This is a genomic window from Corallococcus sp. RDP092CA (assembly GCF_041903675.1).
In the GTDB taxonomy this organism is placed as follows: Bacteria; Myxococcota; Myxococcia; order Myxococcales; family Myxococcaceae; genus Corallococcus.
The window spans coordinates 95,522-117,796 of sequence record NZ_JAYESI010000003.1 but is presented as its reverse complement, the minus strand read 5'-3'; the positions used below and the strand labels follow the sequence as shown (position 1 = coordinate 117,796).

23 protein-coding genes are annotated in these 22,275 nt (G+C 71.7%); 11 read left to right on the top strand and 12 right to left on the bottom strand.

The window, feature by feature from the left end; translation table 11 throughout:
• The first annotated feature begins 63 nt into the window (after positions 1 to 63).
• Positions 64 to 894 (top strand): PHP domain-containing protein, encoded by an 831-nt coding sequence (locus tag U8525_RS04815; RefSeq protein ID WP_374261701.1) that lies wholly within the window; start codon positions 64 to 66, stop codon positions 892 to 894.
• Between the two features lie 12 nt (positions 895 to 906).
• Here U8525_RS04815 and U8525_RS04810 read toward each other — a convergent pair whose 3' ends face one another.
• Entirely contained in the window at positions 907 to 2,457 is a 1,551-nt protein-coding gene (locus U8525_RS04810) for a methyl-accepting chemotaxis protein (RefSeq protein WP_374261699.1), read from the bottom strand.
• 258 nt (positions 2,458 to 2,715) lie between these two features.
• Between U8525_RS04810 and U8525_RS04805 the strand changes: the two genes are divergently transcribed.
• A complete protein-coding gene (locus tag U8525_RS04805; protein WP_374261697.1) occupies positions 2,716 to 3,084 on the top strand; it encodes an NADH-quinone oxidoreductase subunit A in 369 nt (122 codons plus the stop codon).
• 9 nt (positions 3,085 to 3,093) lie between these two features.
• Entirely contained in the window at positions 3,094 to 3,657 is a 564-nt protein-coding gene (locus U8525_RS04800; RefSeq protein ID WP_014398097.1) for an NADH-quinone oxidoreductase subunit B, read from the top strand.
• Positions 3,658 to 3,738: 81 nt separating this feature from the next.
• Here U8525_RS04800 and U8525_RS04795 read toward each other — a convergent pair whose 3' ends face one another.
• Both U8525_RS04795 and U8525_RS04790 read right to left on the bottom strand, forming a co-directional pair.
• Entirely contained in the window at positions 3,739 to 4,107 is a 369-nt protein-coding gene (locus tag U8525_RS04795) for a PaaI family thioesterase (RefSeq protein WP_374261695.1), read from the bottom strand.
• Positions 4,097 to 6,283, bottom strand: a complete 2,187-nt coding sequence (locus U8525_RS04790; RefSeq protein WP_374261693.1) for a sulfatase-like hydrolase/transferase — start codon at positions 6,281 to 6,283, stop codon at positions 4,097 to 4,099. The genes U8525_RS04795 and U8525_RS04790 overlap by 11 nt, the downstream gene beginning before the upstream one ends.
• A gap of 422 nt (positions 6,284 to 6,705) precedes the next feature.
• On the opposite strand from U8525_RS04790, the gene U8525_RS04785 reads away from it, so the two are divergent.
• From U8525_RS04785 to U8525_RS04755, 7 genes are all read left to right on the top strand, one after another.
• On the top strand, positions 6,706 to 7,224 hold the full coding sequence (locus tag U8525_RS04785; protein ID WP_374262283.1) for an NADH-quinone oxidoreductase subunit C: 519 nt from the start codon (positions 6,706 to 6,708) through the stop codon (positions 7,222 to 7,224).
• Between the two features lie 13 nt (positions 7,225 to 7,237).
• A complete protein-coding gene (gene nuoD / locus U8525_RS04780; protein WP_374261691.1) occupies positions 7,238 to 8,497 on the top strand; it encodes an NADH dehydrogenase (quinone) subunit D in 1,260 nt (419 codons plus the stop codon).
• Positions 8,494 to 10,374, top strand: a complete 1,881-nt coding sequence (locus tag U8525_RS04775; RefSeq protein WP_374261689.1) for a 2Fe-2S iron-sulfur cluster-binding protein — start codon at positions 8,494 to 8,496, stop codon at positions 10,372 to 10,374. The genes nuoD and U8525_RS04775 overlap by 4 nt, the downstream gene beginning before the upstream one ends.
• 2 nt (positions 10,375 to 10,376) lie before the next feature.
• Entirely contained in the window at positions 10,377 to 11,822 is a 1,446-nt protein-coding gene (locus U8525_RS04770) for an NADH-quinone oxidoreductase subunit H (RefSeq protein WP_374261687.1), read from the top strand.
• 27 nt (positions 11,823 to 11,849) lie between these two features.
• Positions 11,850 to 12,602, top strand: coding sequence for an NADH-quinone oxidoreductase subunit I (locus tag U8525_RS04765; RefSeq protein ID WP_374261685.1), 753 nt, complete (start codon positions 11,850 to 11,852; stop codon positions 12,600 to 12,602).
• A gap of 172 nt (positions 12,603 to 12,774) precedes the next feature.
• Entirely contained in the window at positions 12,775 to 13,134 is a 360-nt protein-coding gene (locus U8525_RS04760) for a ferredoxin (protein ID WP_374261683.1), read from the top strand.
• Positions 13,135 to 13,151: 17 nt separating this feature from the next.
• Positions 13,152 to 14,216: an alpha/beta hydrolase family protein gene (locus U8525_RS04755; protein ID WP_374261681.1), complete on the top strand. Its 1,065-nt coding sequence runs from the start codon at positions 13,152 to 13,154 to the stop codon at positions 14,214 to 14,216.
• A gap of 8 nt (positions 14,217 to 14,224) precedes the next feature.
• Here the strand turns inward: U8525_RS04755 and U8525_RS04750 are convergent, their stop codons facing one another.
• Positions 14,225 to 16,831 (bottom strand): CHASE2 domain-containing protein, encoded by a 2,607-nt coding sequence (locus tag U8525_RS04750; RefSeq protein WP_374261679.1) that lies wholly within the window; start codon positions 16,829 to 16,831, stop codon positions 14,225 to 14,227.
• 99 nt (positions 16,832 to 16,930) lie between these two features.
• On the opposite strand from U8525_RS04750, the gene U8525_RS04745 reads away from it, so the two are divergent.
• The gene (locus U8525_RS04745) at positions 16,931 to 17,785 is read left to right on the top strand and encodes a hypothetical protein (RefSeq protein WP_374261677.1); all 855 of its coding nucleotides are present in this window, start codon (positions 16,931 to 16,933) and stop codon (positions 17,783 to 17,785) included.
• Between the two features lie 12 nt (positions 17,786 to 17,797).
• Here the strand turns inward: U8525_RS04745 and U8525_RS04740 are convergent, their stop codons facing one another.
• The 8 genes from U8525_RS04740 to U8525_RS04705 all read right to left on the bottom strand — a co-directional run bounded on the left by U8525_RS04740 (position 17,798) and on the right by U8525_RS04705 (position 22,094).
• Positions 17,798 to 18,736: a hypothetical protein gene (locus U8525_RS04740; RefSeq protein ID WP_374261675.1), complete on the bottom strand. Its 939-nt coding sequence runs from the start codon at positions 18,734 to 18,736 to the stop codon at positions 17,798 to 17,800.
• Between the two features lie 180 nt (positions 18,737 to 18,916).
• Positions 18,917 to 19,225, bottom strand: coding sequence for a hypothetical protein (locus U8525_RS04735; RefSeq protein WP_374261673.1), 309 nt, complete (start codon positions 19,223 to 19,225; stop codon positions 18,917 to 18,919).
• Positions 19,226 to 19,279: 54 nt separating this feature from the next.
• Positions 19,280 to 19,657, bottom strand: a complete 378-nt coding sequence (locus U8525_RS04730) for a hypothetical protein (RefSeq protein WP_374261671.1) — start codon at positions 19,655 to 19,657, stop codon at positions 19,280 to 19,282.
• Between the two features lie 27 nt (positions 19,658 to 19,684).
• On the bottom strand, positions 19,685 to 19,879 hold the full coding sequence (locus U8525_RS04725; RefSeq protein WP_374261669.1) for a hypothetical protein: 195 nt from the start codon (positions 19,877 to 19,879) through the stop codon (positions 19,685 to 19,687).
• Between the two features lie 73 nt (positions 19,880 to 19,952).
• A complete protein-coding gene (locus U8525_RS04720; protein WP_223634561.1) occupies positions 19,953 to 20,162 on the bottom strand; it encodes a DUF3618 domain-containing protein in 210 nt (69 codons plus the stop codon).
• Positions 20,152 to 20,625: a phage holin family protein gene (locus U8525_RS04715; protein WP_374261667.1), complete on the bottom strand. Its 474-nt coding sequence runs from the start codon at positions 20,623 to 20,625 to the stop codon at positions 20,152 to 20,154. Before U8525_RS04715 ends, U8525_RS04720 begins: the two co-directional genes overlap by 11 nt.
• Positions 20,626 to 20,794: 169 nt before the next feature.
• Positions 20,795 to 21,559 carry an endonuclease/exonuclease/phosphatase family protein gene (locus tag U8525_RS04710; protein WP_374261665.1) on the bottom strand — a complete coding sequence of 255 codons (765 nt, stop codon included), beginning with the start codon at positions 21,557 to 21,559 and terminating at the stop codon, positions 20,795 to 20,797.
• A 19-nt stretch (positions 21,560 to 21,578) separates the two neighbouring features.
• Positions 21,579 to 22,094, bottom strand: coding sequence for a hypothetical protein (locus U8525_RS04705; RefSeq protein ID WP_374261663.1), 516 nt, complete (start codon positions 22,092 to 22,094; stop codon positions 21,579 to 21,581).
• Positions 22,095 to 22,275 lie beyond the last annotated feature (181 nt).

Genomic DNA, 22,275 nt, shown 5'->3' with positions numbered 1-22,275 from the left:
CCTTCCCATGGGGACATGGCGTAAGAGTGCCCGCCTCGCCGCACTCCGGAGGGTCTTCAAGCCGTGATCGACCTGCATTCGCATACCACCGCCAGTGACGGCCAGTACCCGCCCGCGGAGCTGGTGGCGCGCGCCGCCGCCGCGGGCGTCACCGTCCTGGCCGTGACGGACCACGACACGGTGGCGGGCCTGCACGAGGCGAAGGCGGCCGCCGCCGCGCATGGCGTCGAGCTGGTGCCGGGCATCGAGCTGTCCGCCTTCGTGTACGGCAAGGAGGCCCACATCCTGGGCCACTTCCTGCGCCCGGAGGACCCGGAGCTGGCGCGCTTCGCGGACCGGCTGAAGGACGAGCGCACCCGGCGCATGGAGGCCATGGTGGCCCGCCTGCGCGAGCTGGGCTTCCCGGTGCGCATGGAGCAGGTGCGCAAGGTGGCCGGGGACGCCCAGCTGGGGCGGCCGCACCTGGCGCGGGTGCTGGTGGAGCAGGGCTGGTGCCTGGACGTGAAGGCCGCGTTCGACCGCTTCCTGGGCACGGGCCGCGCGGCGTGGGTGGAGCGCTTCAAGCTGGACGGCGCGGAGGCCATCCGGCTCATCCGGAACGCGGGCGGCACGGCCACGCTCGCCCACCCCGGCTCCTCCAAGATGGAGCGCCCGGAGATCCAGGCGCTGGCGAAGGCCGGGCTCGCGGGCCTGGAGGTGCTCGGCGTGGAGCACAACCCCGCCGTGCGGCAGAAGTACCTGGCCCTGGCGGCGGAGTTCGACCTGGTGCCCACCTTCGGCAGCGACTTCCACGGCGAGGCGGTCGCGCCGGACCACCGCCTGGGCGTGGCGGCCATGCCCCCGGAGCTGTTCCAGAAGCTGCGCGCCCGCGCGGCGTCGCGCAGCGCGTCGTGAGCGTCAGGGGCTTCAGGACCGGGGCTGCTGGGCCTTGAAGCGGCTGGTCACCGCGGTGAGCCCTTCGGCCACGGCCTGGAGGTCCTGGGCGATGCGGGTGGTGCGGCCGGTGGCGTCCACGCCCTGCTTCACCAGGTCCGCCACGTTGCGAGCCCCCTGCACCGCCTGCTCGCTGGACTGACGCTGCTGGCGGGTGGCGATGGTGATCTGCCGCGCCGCCTCGCTGGTGCCGCGCGCCAGCTCCACGATGCGCAGGAAGACGGCGGAGGCCTGCTCCGCCACCTCCACGCCCCGGTCGCTGGTGGCCATGCCCACGCGGGCCTTGGACGCGGCCTCCTCGCCGGAGTCCTGCACCTTCTCCACGATGCGGGCGATGTCGCGCGCGGACACGGACACGTTCTCCGCCAGCTTGCGCATCTCCGCGGCCACCAGCGAGAAGCCCCGGCCCACGTCGCCCGCCTTGGTGCCCTCCAGCGCCGCGTTGAGCGCCAGCAGGTCGCTGCGCTCGGCCACCTGGTTGATGACCTGGGCGATCTTCGAGACCTGCTGCAGGTCCTTGTTCAGCCCCACGATGGCGTCCGCCACGCCCTTGGACTCCGTGCGGATGTCGTTGATGCCGCCCACCACCTGCGCCACCACCGCCATCGCCTCCGCGACGGCGTCATGGGTGCGCCGCGCGCTGGACTCCACCACCTCCGTGGACGAGGAGATCTGCTCGGCGGTGCGGGACAGCTCCTCGAACGTGGCGGCGATCTGCTGCGCGTACGCGGCCTGCTGGCTGATGACGTGCTCCTGATCCGCGGAGGCGCCCATCAGCCCGCGCGACGCGCTGGACAGCTGCTCCGTGCGCGTGACGAGCTCCATCACCGTGGCGCGCAGCGTGCCCAGCATCTCGTTGAAGGAGGTGGCCATCTGCCGCACCTCGCCGGCGGCGGACACGTCCAGCTCGCCCCGGAACACGTCGCCCCGGGCCACCTCGCGCGCCACCTGCGTGACGCGGGACACGGGGTCCGCGATGGCCCGGCTGATGATGACGGCGAGCCCCAGGCCCAGCACCGCGGCGCCCAGGTAGCCCATCAGCGAGTAGCCCTCCGTCGCCGCCAGCGCCGCCGTCACCTCCTGGGTGCCGAAGCCCGCGAGGTACTCGCGGCCGTCGCTCTCGCAGCGCACCACCACCAGGTCCGGATGCCGCGTCACCGTGCACCGGCCCTCGGCGGGCTGGGACGGCCTCGCCAGCCCTTCCGGCACCTGGCCGCGCACGGCCAGCACCGCGCCGTCCGAGCGCCGCGTCAGCTCCTGGAACGTCAGCGTGAAGCCGCCGGACTCCACCTGGGAGAAGACGTCGTCGCGCCGCGCGCGGGCGTCCGGCGCGGCGTCCGGCAGCGCGAGCCAGGGGTGGCGCACCACCAGCGTGCCCAGCGTCACCGCCCTGCCGGCCAGGACCTCCAGGCCCGCGGCCTTCTGCCGGGCGGGGAAGTACATCCCGGTGAAGAACACCACCGCGACGCAGGGGACCAGCACCGCGATCCCCACCTGCATCCGCAAGGTCAGCCGGCCCCACATGTCGACGACTCCCCAGGCGATGAGCGCAAGAAGGACAGCCCGCTGACGCTAGGCGTGGGCTCCCCACAGCGTCAAACCGGCCCGGGCGCGGAGCGTCGCCGGCGGATCCACCGGGAGGCCGGGAGCAGGCGTCCGGGCGGCGGCCGGGGCATGGCAAGGGCCCGGCATTTCAGCCGTCATCTCAAGGGGTTGGCGCTCCCGGCGCGGGGGTGTTTCCCTTTGACACGACGCCAGCGGTGTCGTTAGGGTCCGCGCCCGATGAGTACACCCCTCGCCCCGTACCTGCCGCTGGCGGTGGTGCTCCTGCTGGCCGGTGTCATGGGGATGATCATCCCCCAGGTCACCACCCGGCTGGGCCCCAAGCGCCCGAGCAGCACCAAGTCGGCCCCCTTCGAAGCAGGCTCCGAGTCGAGCGGTCCCGCTCGCCAGCGCTTCGCCGTGAAGTTCTACGTCATCGCGCTGCTCTTCATCGTGTTCGACGTGGAGGCGGTGTTCCTGTACCCCTGGGCGGTGAACTTCCAGGCGCTCGGCTGGTTCGGCTACGTGGAGATGCTGGTCTTCGCGGCGACCCTGATCGTGGGCCTTATCTACGTCTGGAAGAAGGGCGCTCTCGACTGGGAGAGCTGAGGCAACGCCATGGCTGACACCGACATCGCTCCCATCATGACCACCCGCCGGGATGAAGCCATGGGCTTCTTCCAGAAGCTGGTGTCCAAGGGCCTGGGCTGGGCCCGCAAGTACTCGCTCTTCACCTATCCGTACGCCACCGCGTGCTGCGGCATGGAGTACATGTCCGTGGCCGCCAGCCGGCACGACATCTCCCGCTTCGGCGCGGAGTTCCCCCGCTTCTCGCCGCGCCAGGCGGACTTGCTGATGGTGGTGGGCACCATCAACCTGAAGCAGGCCCCCATCCTCAAGCGCGTCTACGAGCAGATGACCGAGCCCAAGTGGGTCGTGTCCTTCGGCGTGTGCGCGTCCTCGGGCGGCTTCTACGACAACTACGCGGTGCTCCAGGGCATCGACCGCATCATCCCGGTGGACGTCTACATCCCCGGCTGCCCGCCGCGCCCGGAGCAGGTGCTGGACGGCCTGATGCTGCTCCAGGACAAGATCGGCAACCAGGTGCACCGGCTGCGCGACCCCGGCCAGCCCAACGAGACCGCGGAGCACCACGCCCGCATGCTCGCCGCCGGCAAGTAGTCCCCCACCTCCGCTTCACCGCACGGGCCCCGCGCCGCCTCTTGAAGAGGCCGGTGACGGGGCCCGAGGCGTTCCAGGGGCCTACCAGCGGTGGTACGCGGGGTGGCCCTCCTTCACCGCGACGAAGGTGCCTCGGCAGGTGGCCGTCACCTTGCCGTTCTCCGCGGTGAGGGTGCCCTCCACGACGACGCGGTCGCCTTCAATCGACACGGGCTTCGCGGACAGGTGCACCGGGCCCATGGGCGTGGGGCGCTTGAGCGCGATGGCGTAGTCGGCGGTGACGGTGCACGGCGGGGTGGCCGCGCCCTGCGCCTTCATCAGGTGGTAGGCCGCCGTCCAGTTGCAGTGGCAGTCCAGCAGCGCGCCGATGATGCCGCCGTTGAGCACGCCCGGGAACGCCTGGTGGTGCTCCTCGGGCGTCCAGTCCGCGACGACGAGGTCACCCTCCACGCGGCTGCGGATGCGCAGCCCCTTCGGGTTGGCCGGGCCACACCCGAAGCAGGCGTTGTGGGGGGCGTACGTTTCCTGGAGGCCTCGAGTCGTTTCGGTCGTCGACATGGCCGGCCACTCTACGTGAGGCGGACTCTGGCGCGCGCTCCCGCGTGTCGTCCAGCCAGTCCGCGAGCGCCCGCGCGTCCGGCCCCGCACAGTCGCCCAGGCAGGTGCGGTGCACGCTGCCATCCGCCTGCGGCCGGTCCACCACCCAGCGCTGGCCGTCGAAGGCGCCGGTGTCCTTCTCGCGCAGCACGGCCTCGCCTGCCTCCTCGCCCATCTCCACCACGCCGTCCGGGCGCAGGCGGTACGCGTCGAAGGTGCGCGGCGCGCCGGGCCAGTGGCCCGGGTCGAACACCTCCGGGCTCACGTGCGTGTAGCCCGTCTCCGCGTACAGCGGCGCGAGCGGACGCGCCTCGCCGCGCAGCAGCGCCCCGAGCGACGTCCCGTCCGCCTCCGGCAGCGAGCCCAGCCCGGACAGCTCCAGCAGCGTGGGGCCCACGTCCACCAGCCGCGCCAGCGCGTCCACCCGGGTGGGGCTCACGCCCCGGCTGCCGGGCAGCTTCACCGCGAGCAGGATGCGGTTCTCCTCGTCCCCCAGCCGGGCGCCGTGCACGGACGTCGCGCCCGCCAGGTCCGGCCGGTCCGCGTGGAAGCTCTCGCCGTGGTCGGACATCAGCACGATGAGCGCGTCGTCATAGCGCCCGGAGGCCCGGAGCGCGTCCAGCAGCGTCCCCACCTGCGCGTCCGCCTGCGCGAGCAGCTCGTCGTAGAGCCCCTCCGCGCCCTCGCGGTTCCACGCCCCCTTCGCCCCCGGCGTCACCGGGGCGAAGTGCATGCGCAGCCGGCGCTCCAGCGGCTCCGAGGCGGACACGTAGCGGCGGTAGAACGGGTACACCGGGTCGCCCGGGAAGTGCGCCGCCGTGGCGTGGAAGGCGAAGAGCAGCGGCCCCTCCCCCGCCTCCGCGAGCAGCCCTGCCGACAGCCGCCGGGCATAGCCCAGCGGATCATGGATGCCGGCCAGCGCGCGGTTGTCGATGAACTCGGGCACCCACGCGGCGCCGACCGCGTTGTCCGCGAAGAGGCCCAGCGCCCGGTAGCGCAGCTTCTCCAGCGCGAAGTTGAGCGCGCCGCGCGGAGGCTGCCAGCGCGTGGCGAAGCCGGAGGCCGGACCCTCGAAGTGGAAGCGCGAGCAGTCCGTGGCGAACACCGTGCGCCACCCGGCCTCCGCGAAGCGCTGCGCGAAGGTGGGCGCCAGCACGAGCCGCGCGTCGGGCGTCAGCGGGTAGCGCACGCCCGTGCGGAACGGCCAGCGCGCGGTGAGCAGCGAGCGCCACGCGGGCTCCGTCTGCGCCACCGGCGTGTACGCCTGGGTGAAGAGCGTGGCGTCCTGGAGGAAGCGCTCCACGTGGGGCGCGACCCCGTGGTGCCCCGTCGCGCCCAGCCGGTCCGGCCGGAACGCGTCGATGCCGATGAGCACCACCAGCGGCTGCCGCGCGGCAGGGCCCGCGCGGCGCACCGTCACCGCCACCGCCACCGCCACGACGACGCCCACCACCACCGCCCACGCGACGCGCTCCGCCCGCCGGGCCTCCGGGCCACCGGAGGCCCCGAGCCGCCGCAGCGCCCGGGCCCCGCGCACCCCCAGCACCCCCAGGTGGACCGCCACCCACGCCCCGGCCGCCGCGCGCGCCTGCCAGGGCTCTCCGTGATCCACCAGCCACGCCAGCGCCGGCCGCACCGCCGGCAGGTCATCGAAGAGGGCGGGCCGCGCCAGGGCCCGGTCCCACGCCCAGAACAGCAGCAGGGCCAGCCAGTGCGGCACCATCGCCGCCAGCGCCACCCACCCGCCCCGGCGAGTCCACGCGGAGGCCAGCACCGCCGCGGCGAGCCCCAGCAGCCCGCCCGCCACGACATAGACGGCGGCCACGCGCAGGATGACGCCGGGCAACAAGGGCCGGACCGCCGCCGCCAGCGCCGCGTAGGGGCCGTCCAGCGGGATGTCCACGCCCACCACCCCGGCCTTGAGCAGCCAGACCGTCTCGGCGGCGAAGAGCAGCAGGCCCAGCAGGGCGCCCAGGGCCAGGCGCCCCGGAGTGGCACGGAGGAAGGAGGCGACGGGCCGCACGGACATGCCTTGAGCCTCTACTCCGTCCGGGCGTTTCAGCGCCAACTCTGTGTTCTACCGGGCTTCCCCGGGAGCCCCCGACGCGCGCGGCGCGCACCGTCCGTGCCACCCCCAGAGGCGCCCCGCAAGCCGGTAGGAGGCGCGCTCCGCCGGGCCCCCGCCACGCGCATCCCCGACGAGCACCCACCGGTGGTGACCTTCGTCCCCGGGCCCGCCAGGCACGCCCCGGAGGCGGGTCCGGACGTGGCCGCCCGAGCCCCTCCACCGGCCGTGCCCAGGCAGGCAGGGGGTGGATCGCGACGCGGGCTCCTGGACCACCTAAGTGGCCTACACGGTTGAGGGTTTACGTTGACGCCTCACGCGAACGGTCCTTATAAAGCCGCGGTTTCCTCTGTCGTAGATCGAGGCCCCCCTTGAGCATTTTCGCGTTGGACCGGGTCGCCGCCCAGTTCCCCGAGGCGGTCGCGGAGCGCTATGTCGACCGCGCTGGCGGAGCCTGGGCCGTCATTCATGCCGAGTGGCTTCCGAAGGTCGCCACCTTCCTGAAGATGGACCCCGAGCTGGACTTCAAGCTGTTCGGCTCCGCGGACGCCGTGGATCGCCTGCACCTGGCGGAGAGTGATCCGCGCTTCGAGGTCGTCTACTTCCTCTATTCGCTCAAGCGGAAGGAGCACGTGCGCCTGAAGGTGCGCGTCACGGAGACCCGGCCGGAGGTGCCTTCCCTCACGCCGCTGTACCGCGGCGCCAACTGGTGGGAGCGGCTGGTGTTCGACTTCTACGGCATCCGCTTCACGGACCACCCGGACCTGCGCCGCATCCTCCTGTACGAGGAGTTCCAGGGTCACCCCCTGCGCAAGGACTACGCGCTGCGCGACCGCCAGCCGCTGATCCCCGAGCGCCCCATCAAGGACATCTTCCGCGGCCCCGGCACCAGCGGCATCGCCTGATCGAGACCTCACCATGGCCGACAGCCACAACATCGACGCGCAGAAGCCGCACAACCCCGACACCGATGGGTTCGCCCACGAGGAGTCGGAGCTGGAGTCCCACCTCCAGACGAAGAACATGGTCATCAACATGGGCCCCTCCCACCCGGCCACGCACGGCACCGTGCGGCTGAAGGTGGAGCTCGAGGGCGAGACCATCGTCAAGATCGACCCGGAGATCGGCTTCCTCCACCGCGGCTTCCAGAAGAGCTGCGAGAACGTCACCTGGACGCAGTGCCTGCCGTACACGGACCGGCTCAACTACCTGTCCGCGATGATGAACAACTTCGGGTTCCTCAACGCCGTGGAGAAGCTCATCGGCCTGGAGATCCCGGAGCGCGCCCAGTACATCCGCGTCATCGGCAGCGAGCTGCACCGCCTCACCGACCACCTGACATGCGTGGGCGCCACCGGCCTGGAGATGGGCGGCTTCGCGCCGTTCCTCTACGGCATGGAGGCCCGCGAGCTCATCCAGGACCGCGTCACGGAGCTCACCGGCGCGCGCCTCACCACCAGCTTCGGCCGCGTGGGCGGGCTCAACCGCGACCTGCCGGAGGGCTGGGCGGAGAAGGTCCGGAAGACGCTGGACCGCACCGAAGAGCTGCTCGTGGAGATGGACGGGCTGCTCACGCGCAACCGCATCTTCGTGGACCGCACCAAGGGGACCGGCGTCATCAGCGCCGAGGACGCCATCGACTACGGGTGGACGGGCCCCGCGCTGCGCGCCTGCGGCGTGGACCACGACCTGCGCAAGGTGCAGCCGTACTGGGTCTACGACCGCTTCGACTTCGAGGCCGTGGTCGGCGAGCACGGCGACAACTACGACCGCTACCTCGTGCGCCTGGAGGAGATGCGGCAGTCCATCAAGATCATCCGCCAGGCCCTCGACACCATCCCCGCGGGCCCCATCATCGTGGATGACTGGCGCATCGCGCTGCCGCCCAAGCCGGAGGTGTACGGCACCATCGAGGGCGTGATGGCGCACTTCAAGCTGGTGATGGAGGGCATCCAGGTGCCCCCCGGCGAGGTCTACGACGCCACGGAGGCGTCCAACGGCGAGCTGGGCTGGTACCTGGTGAGCGACGGCCGCGGCCGTCCGTACAAGGTCCACGTGCGTGCCCCGGGCTTCCCGGTGCTGTCGGCGCTGCCGCACATCATCCAGGGCAAGATGATCGCGGACCTCGTTCCCACCTTTGACACCATCAACATGATCGGCGGCGAGGTCGAGCAGTGAGCGACAACGACACGAAGAAGCCCACCGGAGACGCGCAGACGCCCCCCAAGGGCGCGCCCACCGACACGCCCGCGGCCAAGGTCGGCCCGGAGCCGACCAACCCGCCCGCCGGCGCGAAGCTGGACTCGCCGCCCGCGGCCGCCAGCGGCCCCACCGGCACGCCTCCGCCCAAGCCGGCCGGTGGCCCCCCGCCCAAGCCGCAGCCCAAGAACCCGGGCTTCGTGACGGCGGTCATCGACGGCAGGGAAGTCGTGGTGAAGCCGGGGACCAACATGATCGAGGCGGCCAAGACGGTCGGCTCGGAGATCCCCTACTACTGCTACCACCCGCGCCTCTCCATCGCGGCCAACTGCCGCATCTGCCTCATCGAGGCGTCCAACGCGCCCAAGCTCGTCCCCGCCTGCCAGACGCCCCTGGCCGAGGGTCAGGTCATCAAGACCACGACCCCCAAGGTCAAGGAGCAGCAGCGCGCGGTGATGGAGTTCCTGCTCCTGAACCACCCGGTCGACTGCTCCATCTGCGACCAGGCCGGTGAGTGCAAGCTGCAGGACTACTACATGAAGTACGACTACAAGCCCTCGCGGCTGGAGGGCACCAAGGCCCTCAAGCACAAGCGCAAGGTGCTGGGGCCCCGCGTCGTGCTGGACCAGGAGCGCTGCATCATCTGCACGCGCTGCGTCCGCTTCATGAACGAGATCCCGAAGGAGCCGCAGCTGGGCGTCTTCGGCCGCGGCAGCCACGAGCGCATCGACGTCTTCCCGGGCAACGAGCTGGACAGCAACTACTCGCTGAACACCGTGGACGTGTGCCCGGTGGGCGCGCTGCTCTCGCGCGACTTCCGCTTCAAGGCGCGCGCCTGGTTCCTGTCCGCCACGCCGTCCGTCTGCACGGGCTGCTCGCGCGGCTGCAGCATCTCCGCGGACTGGATGTCCCAGGACACCTACCGCTACCGCCCGCGCGAGAACGAGGCCATCAACAAGAGCTGGATGTGCGACCAGGGCCGCCTGTCGTACAAGGACCTGAACGTGGGCCGCGTGCTGGCCGCCCGCGTGGGCCGCGGCCTCCAGGCCCCCGGCACGGTGCAGCCGGCGCTCACGCGCAAGGACGCCGCCCTCGGCGCGGTCAAGGCGCTCAAGCCGCTCGTGGGCTCCAAGCAGCTGGCCGTGCTGGCCTCGCCGCTCGCGTCCAACGAGGACCTGCTCGCGGGCCTGACCTTCGCCAAGACGGTGCTGGGCGTGACGTCCGTGTTCGTGGGGGGCCGTCCGCAGGGCAAGGCGGACCACTACCTGATGACGGCGGACAAGAACCCCAACCGCCAGGGCCTGGCGCTCATCGCCAAGGGCCTGGGGCTGTCGCTCAAGGGCTTCGACGAGCTCACCCCGGCCATCCGGGCGGGCCAGGTGAAGGCGCTCTACGCGCTGGGCACGGAGGTCCCCACGGACGCGGCCGCGTTCGCGGAGGTGCTCGCGTCGCTGGAGGTGTTCGTCGCCCAGGCGCAGAACGAGTCCCCGGTGACGGCGCAGGCCACGGTGCTGCTGCCCGCCTCCGCGCACATCGAGGACGAGGGCACGTTCACCCAGCAGGACGGCATCACCCAGCGCTTCCGCAAGGCGTACCCCTCCAAGGGTGACGCGGTGCCGCACTGGAAGTGGGCCACGGAGCTGACGCGCGAGCTGGGCGGCGAGGCCGCCGCGGCCTCCGCGCGCGACGTGTGGCGGGCGCTCTCCAGCCAGGTGGCCGAGTTCGCCGAGTTCAACTGGGACAAGGCCTCTCCGCCGGACCGGGAGAAGCCGGGCATCAATCCGCTGCCGTCGAGTGCCGACGGCCGTCCGCCGGGCTACCGCGAGTTCGGCGCGCCGCGCGTGAGGGGCATCTGACCATGAGCCGCATCCTGAACATGCTGTTCGCCATGGCCTTCATCGTCTTCGCCGTCGCCGGCGGAGTGGCCTCGGCGTATCTGGTGGGCTACCTGGCGGAGGAGTACCTCTTCGAGGGCGCCAGCCGCCTGACGAACATCATCTTCCTGATCCTCGTCTTCGTGATGATCACCGCGACGCTGCTCACGCTCGCGGAGCGCAAGTGGAGCGCGTTCATGCAGGACCGCGTGGGCCCCAACCGCGCGCGCCTGTCCGCCATCCCGGGCCTGGGCAACCGCTCCCTGGGCGGCATCCCGCACATCATCACCGACGTGCTGAAGATGCTGACCAAGGAGGACTTCGTCCCTGGCCAGGCCAACCGCTTCCTGTTCAACCTGGGCCCCATCCTCGCCTTCGCGCCGGTGTTCGCGCTGTTCGCGGTGGTGCCGGCCGGCCCCACGGTGAACGTGTTCGGCAAGACGGTGGACATGGTGGTCGCCACGCCGGACTTCGGCATGCTGTACCTGCTGGCCATCGCGTCGCTCGCCGTGTACGGCACGTCGCTGGCCGGCTGGTCCTCCAACAACAAGTTCGCGCTGCTGGGCGGCGTGCGCGCCTCCGCGCAGATGATCAGCTACGAGGTGGCGCTGGGCCTGTCGCTGGTGGGCCTGTTCCTGGCCTTCTCCTCCGTGCAGCTGCCCACGCTGGTGGGGGACGTGGGCAACGCGCTCGTCTCCGGCACCGGCCAGGCCCGGTACCTGTGGCGCACCGACGGCGGCTTCGACCTGGGCCTGCCGGCGTGGGGCATCTTCATCCAGCCCCTGGGCTTCATCGGCTTCTTCGTGGCGTCCTTCGCGGAGACCAAGCGCGCCCCGTTCGACGCGCCGGAAGGCGAGTCCGAGATCATCGGCTACTTCGTGGAGTACTCCGGCATGAAGTTCGGCATGTTCATGATCTCCGAGTTCGTGGAGGTCGTGGTGCTGGCCGGCGTGACGACGTCGCTCTTCTTCGGCGGGCACCACCTGCCCTTCGGAGGCGAGTGGCTGGCGGCGCAGCCCTTCATGCAGGAGCACGGCTGGGTGTACGGCACGCTGCTGGGCACGGTGTTCTGGATCAAGGTCATCCTGCTCATCTGGGTGCAGCTGGTGATCCGCTGGACCTTCCCGCGCTTCCGCTACGACCAGATCCAGAACCTGGGCTGGAAGATCCTCCTGCCCGTGGGCCTGGCCAACGTGTTCATCAGCGGCGCGCTGGTGCTGTGGGATCCGTCCCTCCAGGCGCTGGGCGTGGTGGGCCTGCTGGAGATCGGCTTCGTGCTGGCGCTGACGCTGTCGTCGGGTACCCGGCCGGCGGAGGTGCACGACGCGGCGCACAGCCACGGGCACGACGCGCATGGCCACGGACACGACGCGCACGCCCTCCAGGCGCACGCGGACTCCCACTCCCATTCCCCGGCGGGCGCGCACTAGCGCGGTCCGGAAGCGAGACTCAAGACCATGGCGTTCAATGCCTCCCAGGATCCGCGCACGGACCTCCGCGAGCGGATGTACATCCCGGAGCTGCTGCGCGGTCTGGCCATCACGACCAAGCACTTCTTCCGCAACATGTTCGGCACGCGCGACCCCAACCCCCAGGTGGTGGACCGCACGGGCACGAGCCTGATGACCACGGTGGAGTACCCGGAAGAGAAGCCCATCTATCCGGAGGGCTACCGTGGCCTGCACCGGCTGGTGCCGCGCGAGGACGGCAAGCCGCGCTGCGTGGCCTGCTACATGTGCGCGACCATCTGCCCCGCGCAGTGCATCTACATCGAGGCGGGTGAGTACGAGCGCGAGGCCACCGACAGCGAGTCGGCGGTCATCGAGAAGTACCCCACCCAGTTCGTCATCGACGAGCTGCGCTGCATCGTGTGCGGCCTGTGCGTGGAGGCGTGCCCGAAGGACGCCATCCGCATGGACACGTACATGCACACGCCGTCCGAGTACAACCGGCAGAACTTCGTCTACGACATCCCAAAGCTGCTCAAGGGCCCGGCCGTGTCGCACCCGTCCGACCCCTGGAACAAGCGCGACAGCTCCACGGAGCCGCCCCACGTCCACAAGGAGGCGCACACGCGCATCGGCGAGGGGCACGCGGACCACGGCCACGCGAAGCAGCTGGGCGCGGGGCACGGCCACGGCAAGGCCGCCGCCGGGCACGCGGTGGTGACGCAGCAGGGGCCCATCCAGGTGACGAAGTTCCTCAAGTAGTCCGCGTCGAGCACCGCGAGGGGCGGGCCTTCCGCCGCCCCGTCGCTCGCAGCCCGGCCCGCCTCCTTCCCGCCCTCAGGGAAAGGGCGGGCCGGAGCCTTTTCAGGGGGCATGTGGTGACGCTGCAGCTCTTCAATGCACATGGTGCCGGGCTGGCACGGGGAGGCCCGCCGTGAAGCGCTACCGGATGTCGGTGTGCAAGGGCAGCAGCTGCCGCGCGGGCGGCTCGGACGCGGTGCACGCGACGGCGCGCGAGCTGCTGGCGGAGCAGGGGTTGCAGTCGCGCTGTGAGCTGTACCGGGGCGGCTGCTACGGCTTCTGCCACATGGGGCCCAACGTGGTGGTGCGCGAGGACACGGGCCGCAAGCGCGACCCGCTGTCCCCGGAGGACTATCAGCTCATGGGGTGGCCCGGAGAGGTCTACTACTCCGGAATGACGCCGGAGAAGATGCGCCGGGTGGTGGCCGAGCACATCCAGGACGACGCGCCGGTGCGCGAGCTCTTCGGGCAGCCGGACTCCGGCGACGACTGACGACTGGGAGGCAGACCGTGCTTCGAGCTCCCGCCCCTTGCCTGCTCCCGGGCCTCGTGGGCCTGCTGATGCTCGGCGCGTGCTCGCGGCCCGTGGCGCCCCTTCCCCATCGGGTGCTCGGCGTGCACGCGGACGCGGACAGCCCGCGCGTCGTGGGGGCCGCGCTCCTCACGGAGGGGGACTCCCTGGACGAGCTCCTGGCGCGCCATCCCCGGGTCGAGCCCGATGCGGCGCTGACGGCCACCCTGACGGCGATCCTCGCGGACGGCGGGCAGCACCTGCGCTGGAGCGCCGCGCCCGTGGAGGACCTCACGTGTGACAACGGCGACGTCCGCTTCCGGATCCAGGTGCGCACGCCGCCCGCGTGCCGGGAGCGCGGGTGTCCGGTGCTCGCCTTCTACTCGACGGGCTGCCCGGAGCCGGCCTACCACTGGCGTCCAGAGTTCTTCCTCCGCGCGGGCTTCATCTACGCGGAGCCCGCGGTGCGGGGCACCGCCTGCGGCGAGGCCTGGGCCCGCGCGGACAACGGTCCGCTGCGCGTGGCGGCGGCCACGGACCTGGAGGCCGCCAGCCGCTGCCTGCGCCAGCGCTTCACCCGCGACGGGGAGGTCCCCCAGGTGGGCATCTTCGGGTGGAGCTACGGCGGCAACCAGACGCTGGTGGGCATGACGCGCTTCGCGGGCAGCTACGACGCGGGCTTCGCCCTGGCCGCCAAGACGGACCTGGCCTCCTTCCTCTCGCGGCTCTCGCCGGAGCTGCGCCGGGCCAAGGCTGTCGAGTACGGCGATCCGGAGCGGGACGCGGAGCGGCTCCGCGCCATCTCGCCCATCACCTGGGTGGACCGGGTGGAGGCCCCCATCGCCCTGAAGCTGGGGGCGAGGGACCCCAAGGTGTCGCTGTCGGACGCGGACGTCTTCGTGCGCGCGCTCCAGGCCCGGGGCCAGGACGCGTCGCTGATGATCGTCCCCGAGCACGCGCACCTCACGGAGCGCCCGGAGGAGATCGCCTTCGAGCACGCCCACCTCCTCCAGTTCTTCACCGCGCGCTTCGGCGTGCCCCTGCGGGTCGACATGCGGCCCTGACGGCCGGCCTAGCGGACGTCGGTGCTGCGGCGGCCCCAGCGGATGACGCCGTCCCAGTCAGCGGGCGGCGGCGCGAGGATGAGGTGCTGGCAGCGCTGGACGTAGACGCGGGCCACCGGGTCGCCGTGCTCCACGGTGCAGCGGCGGAACAGCTCCTGGGCCAGGATGAAGTCCCGCCCGTAGTAGGCGGTGAGGGCCTTCTCGTAGAGGGCGATGCCGGCCTGCTTCTCCTGGGAGAACTCACCCCGGCGGCCCAGGAGCTCGTGCAGGCGCACGGGCTGGGGCCGGTCTCTCGGGAGCACGCGGTCCACCTCGCGGAAGACGTAGGCGTCGCTGGCGAGCTGCGCGGTGGCGTGGCCCACCAGCACCTGGGTGCCGTACTCCTTGTTGGCCGCCTCCAGCCGGCCGGCCATGGCCACCGCCTCGCCCATGACGGTGTAGTGGGACTTGAGCTCGCTGCCCATGTCGCCCACCAGCAGGTCGCCCGTGTCGATGCCGGCACGCACCGACAGCCGGTGACCGAACTGCTTCTCCCAGAGGGGCTGCTTCTGCGCGAGCGCCGCCTGGAGCTTCAGCGCGGCCTCACAGGCCAGGTGCGCGTGGCGGTCCGTGCGCACGGGCGCGCCCCAGAAGGCCATCACCGAGTCCCCGATATACTTGTCCACCTGCCCCGCCGTGGCGCGCACCACGGCGGTCATCTCCGTGAGGAAGGTGTTGAGCAGCGGCACCAGCTGCTCCGGCGGCAGGGCCTGGGACAGGCGCGTGAAGCCCTCGATGTCGCAGAGGTACACCGTCATCTGCCGGCGCTCCGGCTTCATCAGGCTCACGTCGCGCGCCACCAGCCGCGCCACCTCCGGGCTCACGTAGCGGCCCAGCGCGCTGTGGACGAACTCGCGCACGTCCTGCTCCGTGCGGAAGGCGTAGAGGGTCGTCACCAGGAACGCGAGCCCGCCGGACCACAGCGGGCCGGCCACGGCGATCCACAGCTGATCATGGACGAAGACGTAGCCCGCGGCGCCCACGTAGCCCGCGCCGGCCGCCACCGCCACGCAGACGAAGAGGAAGGCGCCGCCCACGGAGCGCAGCAGCCAGCTGAAGGACAGCGCCAGGAACGCGCCGATGAACGCCAGCGCCATGGTGGCGAGCATGTCCACCTTGGGCGGCGCGCGGGTGATGCCGTCCGACGCGAGGATGTTGGCGAGCGCCTGGCCCAGCACGGCGCCGTTGGCGATGCCCGGGCCGATGGGCGTCACCCGGCGCTCGGGGGCGTAGCTGCTGGTGTTGGTGAGGATGACGGCGCGGCCGTCCAGGTCGTGGTCGAAGCGGGCGGGCCGCGCCTCCTGCGTGTCGAAGAGGTTGAGCAGCACGTTCCACGCGCGGATGGAGCGGGCCAGCGGGCCGCGCGCGCCCCGAGTGGCGGCCGGCGCCTCCCAGCGCAGGAGGCTGTAGCCGGACGCGTCCATGGGCACGGAGTACTTGTCGCCGATGGAGAGCCGGCCGTCCGCGTACCGCAGCTTCTGCGTGCCCGCGAGCCGCATGGCGGTGGCCAGGGGCAGCGAGGGCAGGACGTAGCGCTCGCCGCCGCGCGGGCTGTACGCGACGAGGTGGGGCACGCCGCGCACCACGCCGTCGGAGTCCGCGGGGAGCGTGGTGGCGCCGTAGGCGCTGGAGGGGCTGAGCAGCGGCGTCACCGGGTACTGGAGCTGCTTCACCTCCAGGAGCTTCTCCGGATCCAACCCCTGCACCTGCACGGAGGCCAGGGCGAGGAACAGGTCCGACGGCGCGACGCGGAAGGCATCGTCCGCGGCGCGGCGCTCCTGGATGGAGGCGGAGGCGGCGCCCAGCTGTTCGCCCAGGCTGCGGCCCTCGCCCTCGTCCGCGACGCCGGCCCAGACCTCCAGGTCCTTGCCGGCGGGGATGAGGAACGCGGGGCGCTGGAGGGCGAGGACGGACTGGGCGCGGACGCGGGCCTCGGTGACGCCGGGGTAGCTGCCCAGGCGGACGCGGTAGGGCCACAGGCGGCCGGTGGGGGGCAGCGTGCGGGTGCCCTCGGCGCCCCAGCGGAAGGCGAGCACGGAGCGGCCGGGGTCCTGGTCCAGGAGGGCGCGGAACGCGTCGTCGTCCTGGGACAGGGCGCCGCGGCCGGTGCGCGTGGGGGTGACGCAGGCGCGGGGGCTGAGCTCCGGGTAGGCGAAGTCCAACATCACCACGGAGGCGCCCTCCTCCACCAGGCGGTGCACCATGCCGCCCATGACCTGGCGCGGCCACGGGTACGCGGCGATGTCCGCGCGGGGCCCCTGCTGGGCCTCGGCGAGCGTGTCGTCGTCGATGGAGACGAGCACGACGCGGTCGGAGCGCTCGGAGGCCTCGCCCAGCTGGCGGATGCGCCAGTCGTAGAAGGCGCGCTCGCCGCCGTCGAGCGCGTGGGAGAGCGCCTCGAAGAGCCCGGACGGTGAGAGCAGGGGGGCGGGCGTGTCATCCGGCCGAATGGGGCGCGTGACGCGCTGGGAGACGAGCAGGCCCAGCAAGCAGCCGAACAGGGCCGCCATGACGAGCGAGAAGCCGAGGCGGTGGAGGAACCGGCGGCCGGAGGAGTGGATGCGGAGGCGTTGCACGAGCGGCGTCCAGGATACCGCGCCGGAGGCTCGCGCCCATGGGCAACACGCGGGGTATGGTTGGCCGCCGTCACCCGTGCCCCGTACAAGAGAGTGCCCATGAGACGCCTGTTGCTGTCCGCCCTGGCCGCCGTGTCGCTGCTGTCGCCGCTCGCCTGTGACCTGGAGAAGACGACGAACCAGCTCAAGGCGGACCACGTGATGGTGGGCACGCTGCTCGCGACGCCGCAGGTGGAGGTCTCCGCGGCCGCGATGGCGGGCTTCGACGGAGGGACCCATGGAGGGGACGTGGTGACGTTCCCCGGGCAGACGGCGGCGTTCGTGTTCTTCGGCACGAAGTCGGGGGAGAACTCGCAGCCGCAGGGCCTGGGCGGGGCCACGGTGACGCTGCGCGCCGGGAGCGCGGCGGGCGTCCCGCTGAACAGCCAGGGCGGCGGCAGCTACGGCGTGACGAGCGACTCCACGGACGACCTGAAGTACGCGTCCGGCGCCACGTATTCGTTCTTCGTGGAGCAGGACGGGGCGAAGTACGAGGCGCAGGTGGAGGACTCGCCGACGAAGGAGGCCATCCCGGCGTTCCACCCCGAGGAGGGCTTCGTGCGGCTCGACGCCAACACGGCGTTCGCGTTCGACCGGCCGGCGCCTCCGGCGAACCAGGACCGGACGCTGGGCTTCGTGACGGTGGTCCCGCTGGGGTCGAACGGGGAGAAGGGGCAGTCCACCTATTCGAACGTGCCGACGACGCCGGTGGAGTTCCTCCAGCTGGCGGCGACCCCGGCGCTGTTCCGGGAGGCGCGCGTGACGATTCCGGCCACGGCGTTCCCGAACCCGAGGCAGACGTACCTGGTCATCTTCCAGGCCGTGCGCATGGGCGGCCCGGAGTCCGACAACCTCTTCCTGGGCAGCGTCGTCCTGGCGGGCACGGCGGAAGTGGGCGTCGTTCGGACGAACTGAGCGCGGGGCGGGCTACCCCGCCTCGATGTCCAGGCCGATGCGACCCTCCAGCTTGAGGCGCAGGAGGTGGCCCGCGAAGCGCTCCGACTCTTCGCGGGTGAGGATGCTGCGGAAGGCGGGGCCGTCCGCGATCTCCACCTCCATCACGGCGCCGCGCTGGAGGAGGCGGAAGAAGTCCTCCCCTCCCCCGCGCCTGGGTACGCGCACGGGGAGGAACCCCTTGAGCGGGACGACGTCCGTGCTCGCATCGATGACGTGGAGCAGGCCCGGGGCATCCGGGCGCACGGCGTCGGAGGCGACGGACTCCTCGGCGTAGAGGGGGGCGGGCGGGAGGGCCAGGTCCTCGGTGGAGTCGTCGAAGAGGAAGCCGTAGCGGGAGGGCACCCGCTGCGTGAGCAGGTAGCAGAGCAGGACGGCCTCATCCGGCTGCACGCGCGAGACGTGGAGGATGGAGCGCTCCGCGCCCACGCGGCGCAGGAGCAGCGTGAGGTGGGGCTGGCTGCGTTGGAGGTAGCGCTTCACGCGGTCCAGGAGCGTGGCGCGGACCTCGGTGAACGCGGCCTGGTAGCGGGCTTCGCTCTCGGCTTCGCGCTGGGAGACGGCCTCACGGGCCCTGGCCAGCTTGGCTTCGGCGTCGCGCAGGAAGTCGCCGGCGGCGCCCTGCTGCTGGAGGCCCGGGGTCGCTGAGCCGGCGTCCATGCCCGCGGCGCGCACGGCGCCCAGGAGGAACGAGCCCTGCTGTGTGAGTCGAGACTGTTCCTCGCGGAACTGGATGACGGAGGCCGCGTGACCGCGCTTGAGCTCCGCCCAGGCATCGTAGGCGGACTCCAGGGTCTCCAGCGCGCGCAGCTGTCCGAGCGCGCCGTCGGGCCCGGAGGCGAGCCCGGTCCACGGCGTGTCTGTGTTTCGCACGGGCAGCGCCGGGGACTCGGCCACGGCGGGAACATCCACGGGAGTGTCGTTCCTCGGTGGCGGTGTCGCCCCGCGCGTTTTCATACCGGATGTCCGCGGCCTCTTCGTCATCGCCTCGCATCCTAAGCCATTCGCCATCCCCTTCCCTGCAAACACGAAGGCCCCTCCCCGCATCCCGCGGGAAGAGGCCCGAGTGTCCATCCCAGGGAGGCCCTGGAATCAGGTCGTGCGCTGACCCGGCGGCACCGTGGAGCCGGCGCCCTGCTGGCCTTCCGTCCCGCGCGCGTTGTTGATGGCCGTGGCCAGCTTGTCCTGGCCGCCCTGGAGGCGCTGGCGCAGGTCACCGCGCAGCTGATTGCCCGGCTTGTCCGCGATGAGCAGGCCCACGCCCACGCCCACCAGCACGCCCGCAGCGAAGATGCCCAGCGCCGGCAGCGCCGTCTCCGCCGTCGAGCGGCGCGTCTCCAGACCGATGAGCTCCAGCACATCGTCCCTGTCCAGCTTCTTCAAGTCCTTCAGGCTCAACATGTCCGACTCCGGGGAAATGACTTCGGGGGAAAGACGTGAGGTGCTTCGCGATTCCTAGACGCTGCCCGAGGGCGGCGTGCCCCGGCCCGTCTGATAGCCCTGGAAGGCGGACTCCGCCATGCCCAGGAGCTCATCCTTCACGAAGGGCAGCGCGGCCAGCCGCACCCCCAGCTTCAGGATGCGCCCGGTCAGCGGCGTGAAGAGACCGCCTCCCAGCACGTAGCCCACGCCCACCGCGATGGCCAGCGTGCCATAGGGGTTGCGCTCCACGCGCCCCTTCAAGTCCAGGGCCTGCCCCAGGTCCGCCACCGCGCTGCGCGCGTTGTCGATGAACTGCTGCGCGTCCGACCCCAGCTGGTCCACGCGCTGGCCGAAGCCCGCGTCCCCGCCGTGCTCCGCGCCGTTGCCCGTCGTGCCCGAATAGTTCGTCATGTCCGTGCTCCCTTTCCAGGCCCCGGGTCAGCGAGACGCGATGCGGCCCACGATGAAGCCCACCGCCAGCGCCCCCAGGAGGCACGTGCCCGGGTTCTCCTTGATGAAGCCGACGACCTGACGGTTCAGGTCCACCAGGTTCTGGCGCGCCTCGTCCATGTTCGGCAGCTGCTCCTGGAGCTGCCTCGCCCGGTCTGCCATCTGCTGCGGATTGATTTCCATGGAAGCCCTCTGCTGTGCGTTCGTTGTCCGATTGCGTCTTGAAGCTTCTGCATCCGGGCCCGCCCGCGCCCGGTCAGCGCCGCGAGCCCACCAGGTAACCAACGAGGAAGGCGGTCCCCACGCAGGCATAGGGATGCTTGCGCACCCACTGACGCCAGTCCGTGACCTCCGAAACCTCCACCCGGAGCGCGCTCACCGACGAGGCCAGGTCGGCCCGGGTGCGCTCGATTTCCTCGCGAAGCGCCGCGCTGGTGCGCGGCAGGTGTCCATTGCTAGCGGCCATCCCGCGGCTCCTTGAAAGCCATTCCCGTCGTGTCCCTCAGCGTGTTCACCCCAGGTGCCGCCGACACCTGGGGTGGCTGCGTGGTGAGCACCGCCATGCTGCGCGACAGCTCGCTCACGCTGTCATCCAACATCTGGCGCGACTTCATGCGCTTCACCGCGCGCAGGATGCCCAGGCCGCCGCCCACCAGGTTCACCGCGCCCACCAGGGCCAGCGCCCCCGCCCACCCCGTCCAGGGAGCGAGCACGGCCGCCAGCGCTCCGCAGACGAAGGCGTAGCCCACCAGCAGGAAGGGCACGAACACGGCGATGCTCGCCAGGTCCAGGCCCATGGCCTTCGCGTCCTCCGCCAGCTCCACGCGCGCCAACTGGAGGTGCTGCGTCACCAACCGACTGAAGCCGTCCGCCATGCGCCCGACGAGCGCGGCCACGCCGCGTTCCGTCTGTTCACTGCCCACGTGCATGCGCTCTCCGGCCGACGCTCACGTCCCTGTGCGCGTGGGCGCCAACCTAGGCACCTCACCTCCCCGCGACAACCACGGCGCGAGGAAACTGTCCGGCGTTCGCCAGCGTCGGCCACTCAACGCGAGAAACCGCCGGACCCAGGCGCGAGCCTACCGCAAGCCCACCCTCCTAGCCGATCAGCTGCACCGGCGGCGCGACGGGCGGCTGCACGGAGATGGGCGCCTCGAAGCGCATCACCAGCGGCAGGTGGTCCGACGCCACCCGGCTCAACGGCGAGCGGTGCGGCGTCACCGACACCGGCCTCACCCCGGAGTCGACGTAGATGCGATCCAACCGGAACAGGGGCAGCCGCGTGGGGTAGGTGCGCGCGGCGGCGCCCAGCTCGAACGCGGCGTCGTGGATGGCCTCGCGCACGAGCGAGGACACCGGCCCGTTGCCCCAGGAGTTGAAGTCCCCGCACACCACCATGGGGTCCTTGCGGGCCGCGTCGCGGAGCAGGTCGGCGGACAGGAGCAGCGCCTCCTGCCGCCGCCGCTCGCTCACGGACAGGCCCAGGTGGAGGCAGAACACGTGCAGTTGCTGCCCTCCTCCCAGGTCCAGGTCGCACCGCAACGCGCCCCGGGGCTCGCGGCGCGGCACGCTCAGGTCGTAGTTCTTCGACTTGAGCACCGGCAGCCGGCTGAGGATGGCGTTGCCATAGCGCCGGCCGTTGCGGACCACGTTGGGGCCAAAGGCCATGTGCAGCCCGAGCATCTCGGCCAGGTGCTCGGGCTGATCCTCCCGGGGCGTCTTGCCCCGGAAGTCCCCCACCTCCTGCAGGGCGATGATGTCCGCGTTCACCTCACGGAGCACCTCGCCCACGCGCTCCAGGTCGAAGGCCCCGTCCACGCCGATGCCGGAGTGGATGTTGTAGGAGACCAGGGTCAGCTCCACGCGTCGCTCACCCGCCCCTTCAAGCCGGACGGATGCGGCGGGCCGCCAGACGCACCGCCTCGAAGGGCAGCAGCGCCAGCCGCTGCATCGCGGACGCCACGTCACCCACGCCGGACTGGATGGCCTTGAGCTGCCGGCGCGCCTCCTCGATGAGGTCCGGCAGACGGCCCTGCGCCAGCGGCCGCTCCTGGGTGGGCGGCAGCGCCCCGATGGGCGAGGTGGTCCCGATGATGGGCGACGCGGCCGCCTTGCGCTGCCGCCGCGCGGCCCCGCTCACCTTCGACACCGGCCCGTGCGAGAACTTGGCGTCCGCCTCCGGGCGGGACAGCTCCTCCAACTGGAGCTCCATCTTGCGGGCGGCGAGGATCTCCTCCGTCTGCGCGTGGCTCTTGCCGTAGTGGAGGCCCTCGGAGTCCTCCACCGGCGCTCGCGAGGACTGGGCGAGGTGCGCCTTGTCGCGCTGACGCAGGCTGCGCTTCTGGGGCGGCAGCGTCTTGGGCACCTGGAAGTGGTCGAAGCTGTAGGAGCGGGGCATGCGTGCGCTCTCCTTTCGAGAAGTCAATGCGATGCGTTGATGGGGAAAGCTAGGGAGCCCCTCGCCGTCCGTAACGCCTTGACGCGGGGAGAACTGGCCCGGCTGCCTGCCGCGCGTCCAGCCAGGAACACTGCTTCGCCTCCCGGGGCGCCCAAGTGCCGAGAAAGGCACGCGTCCGGTG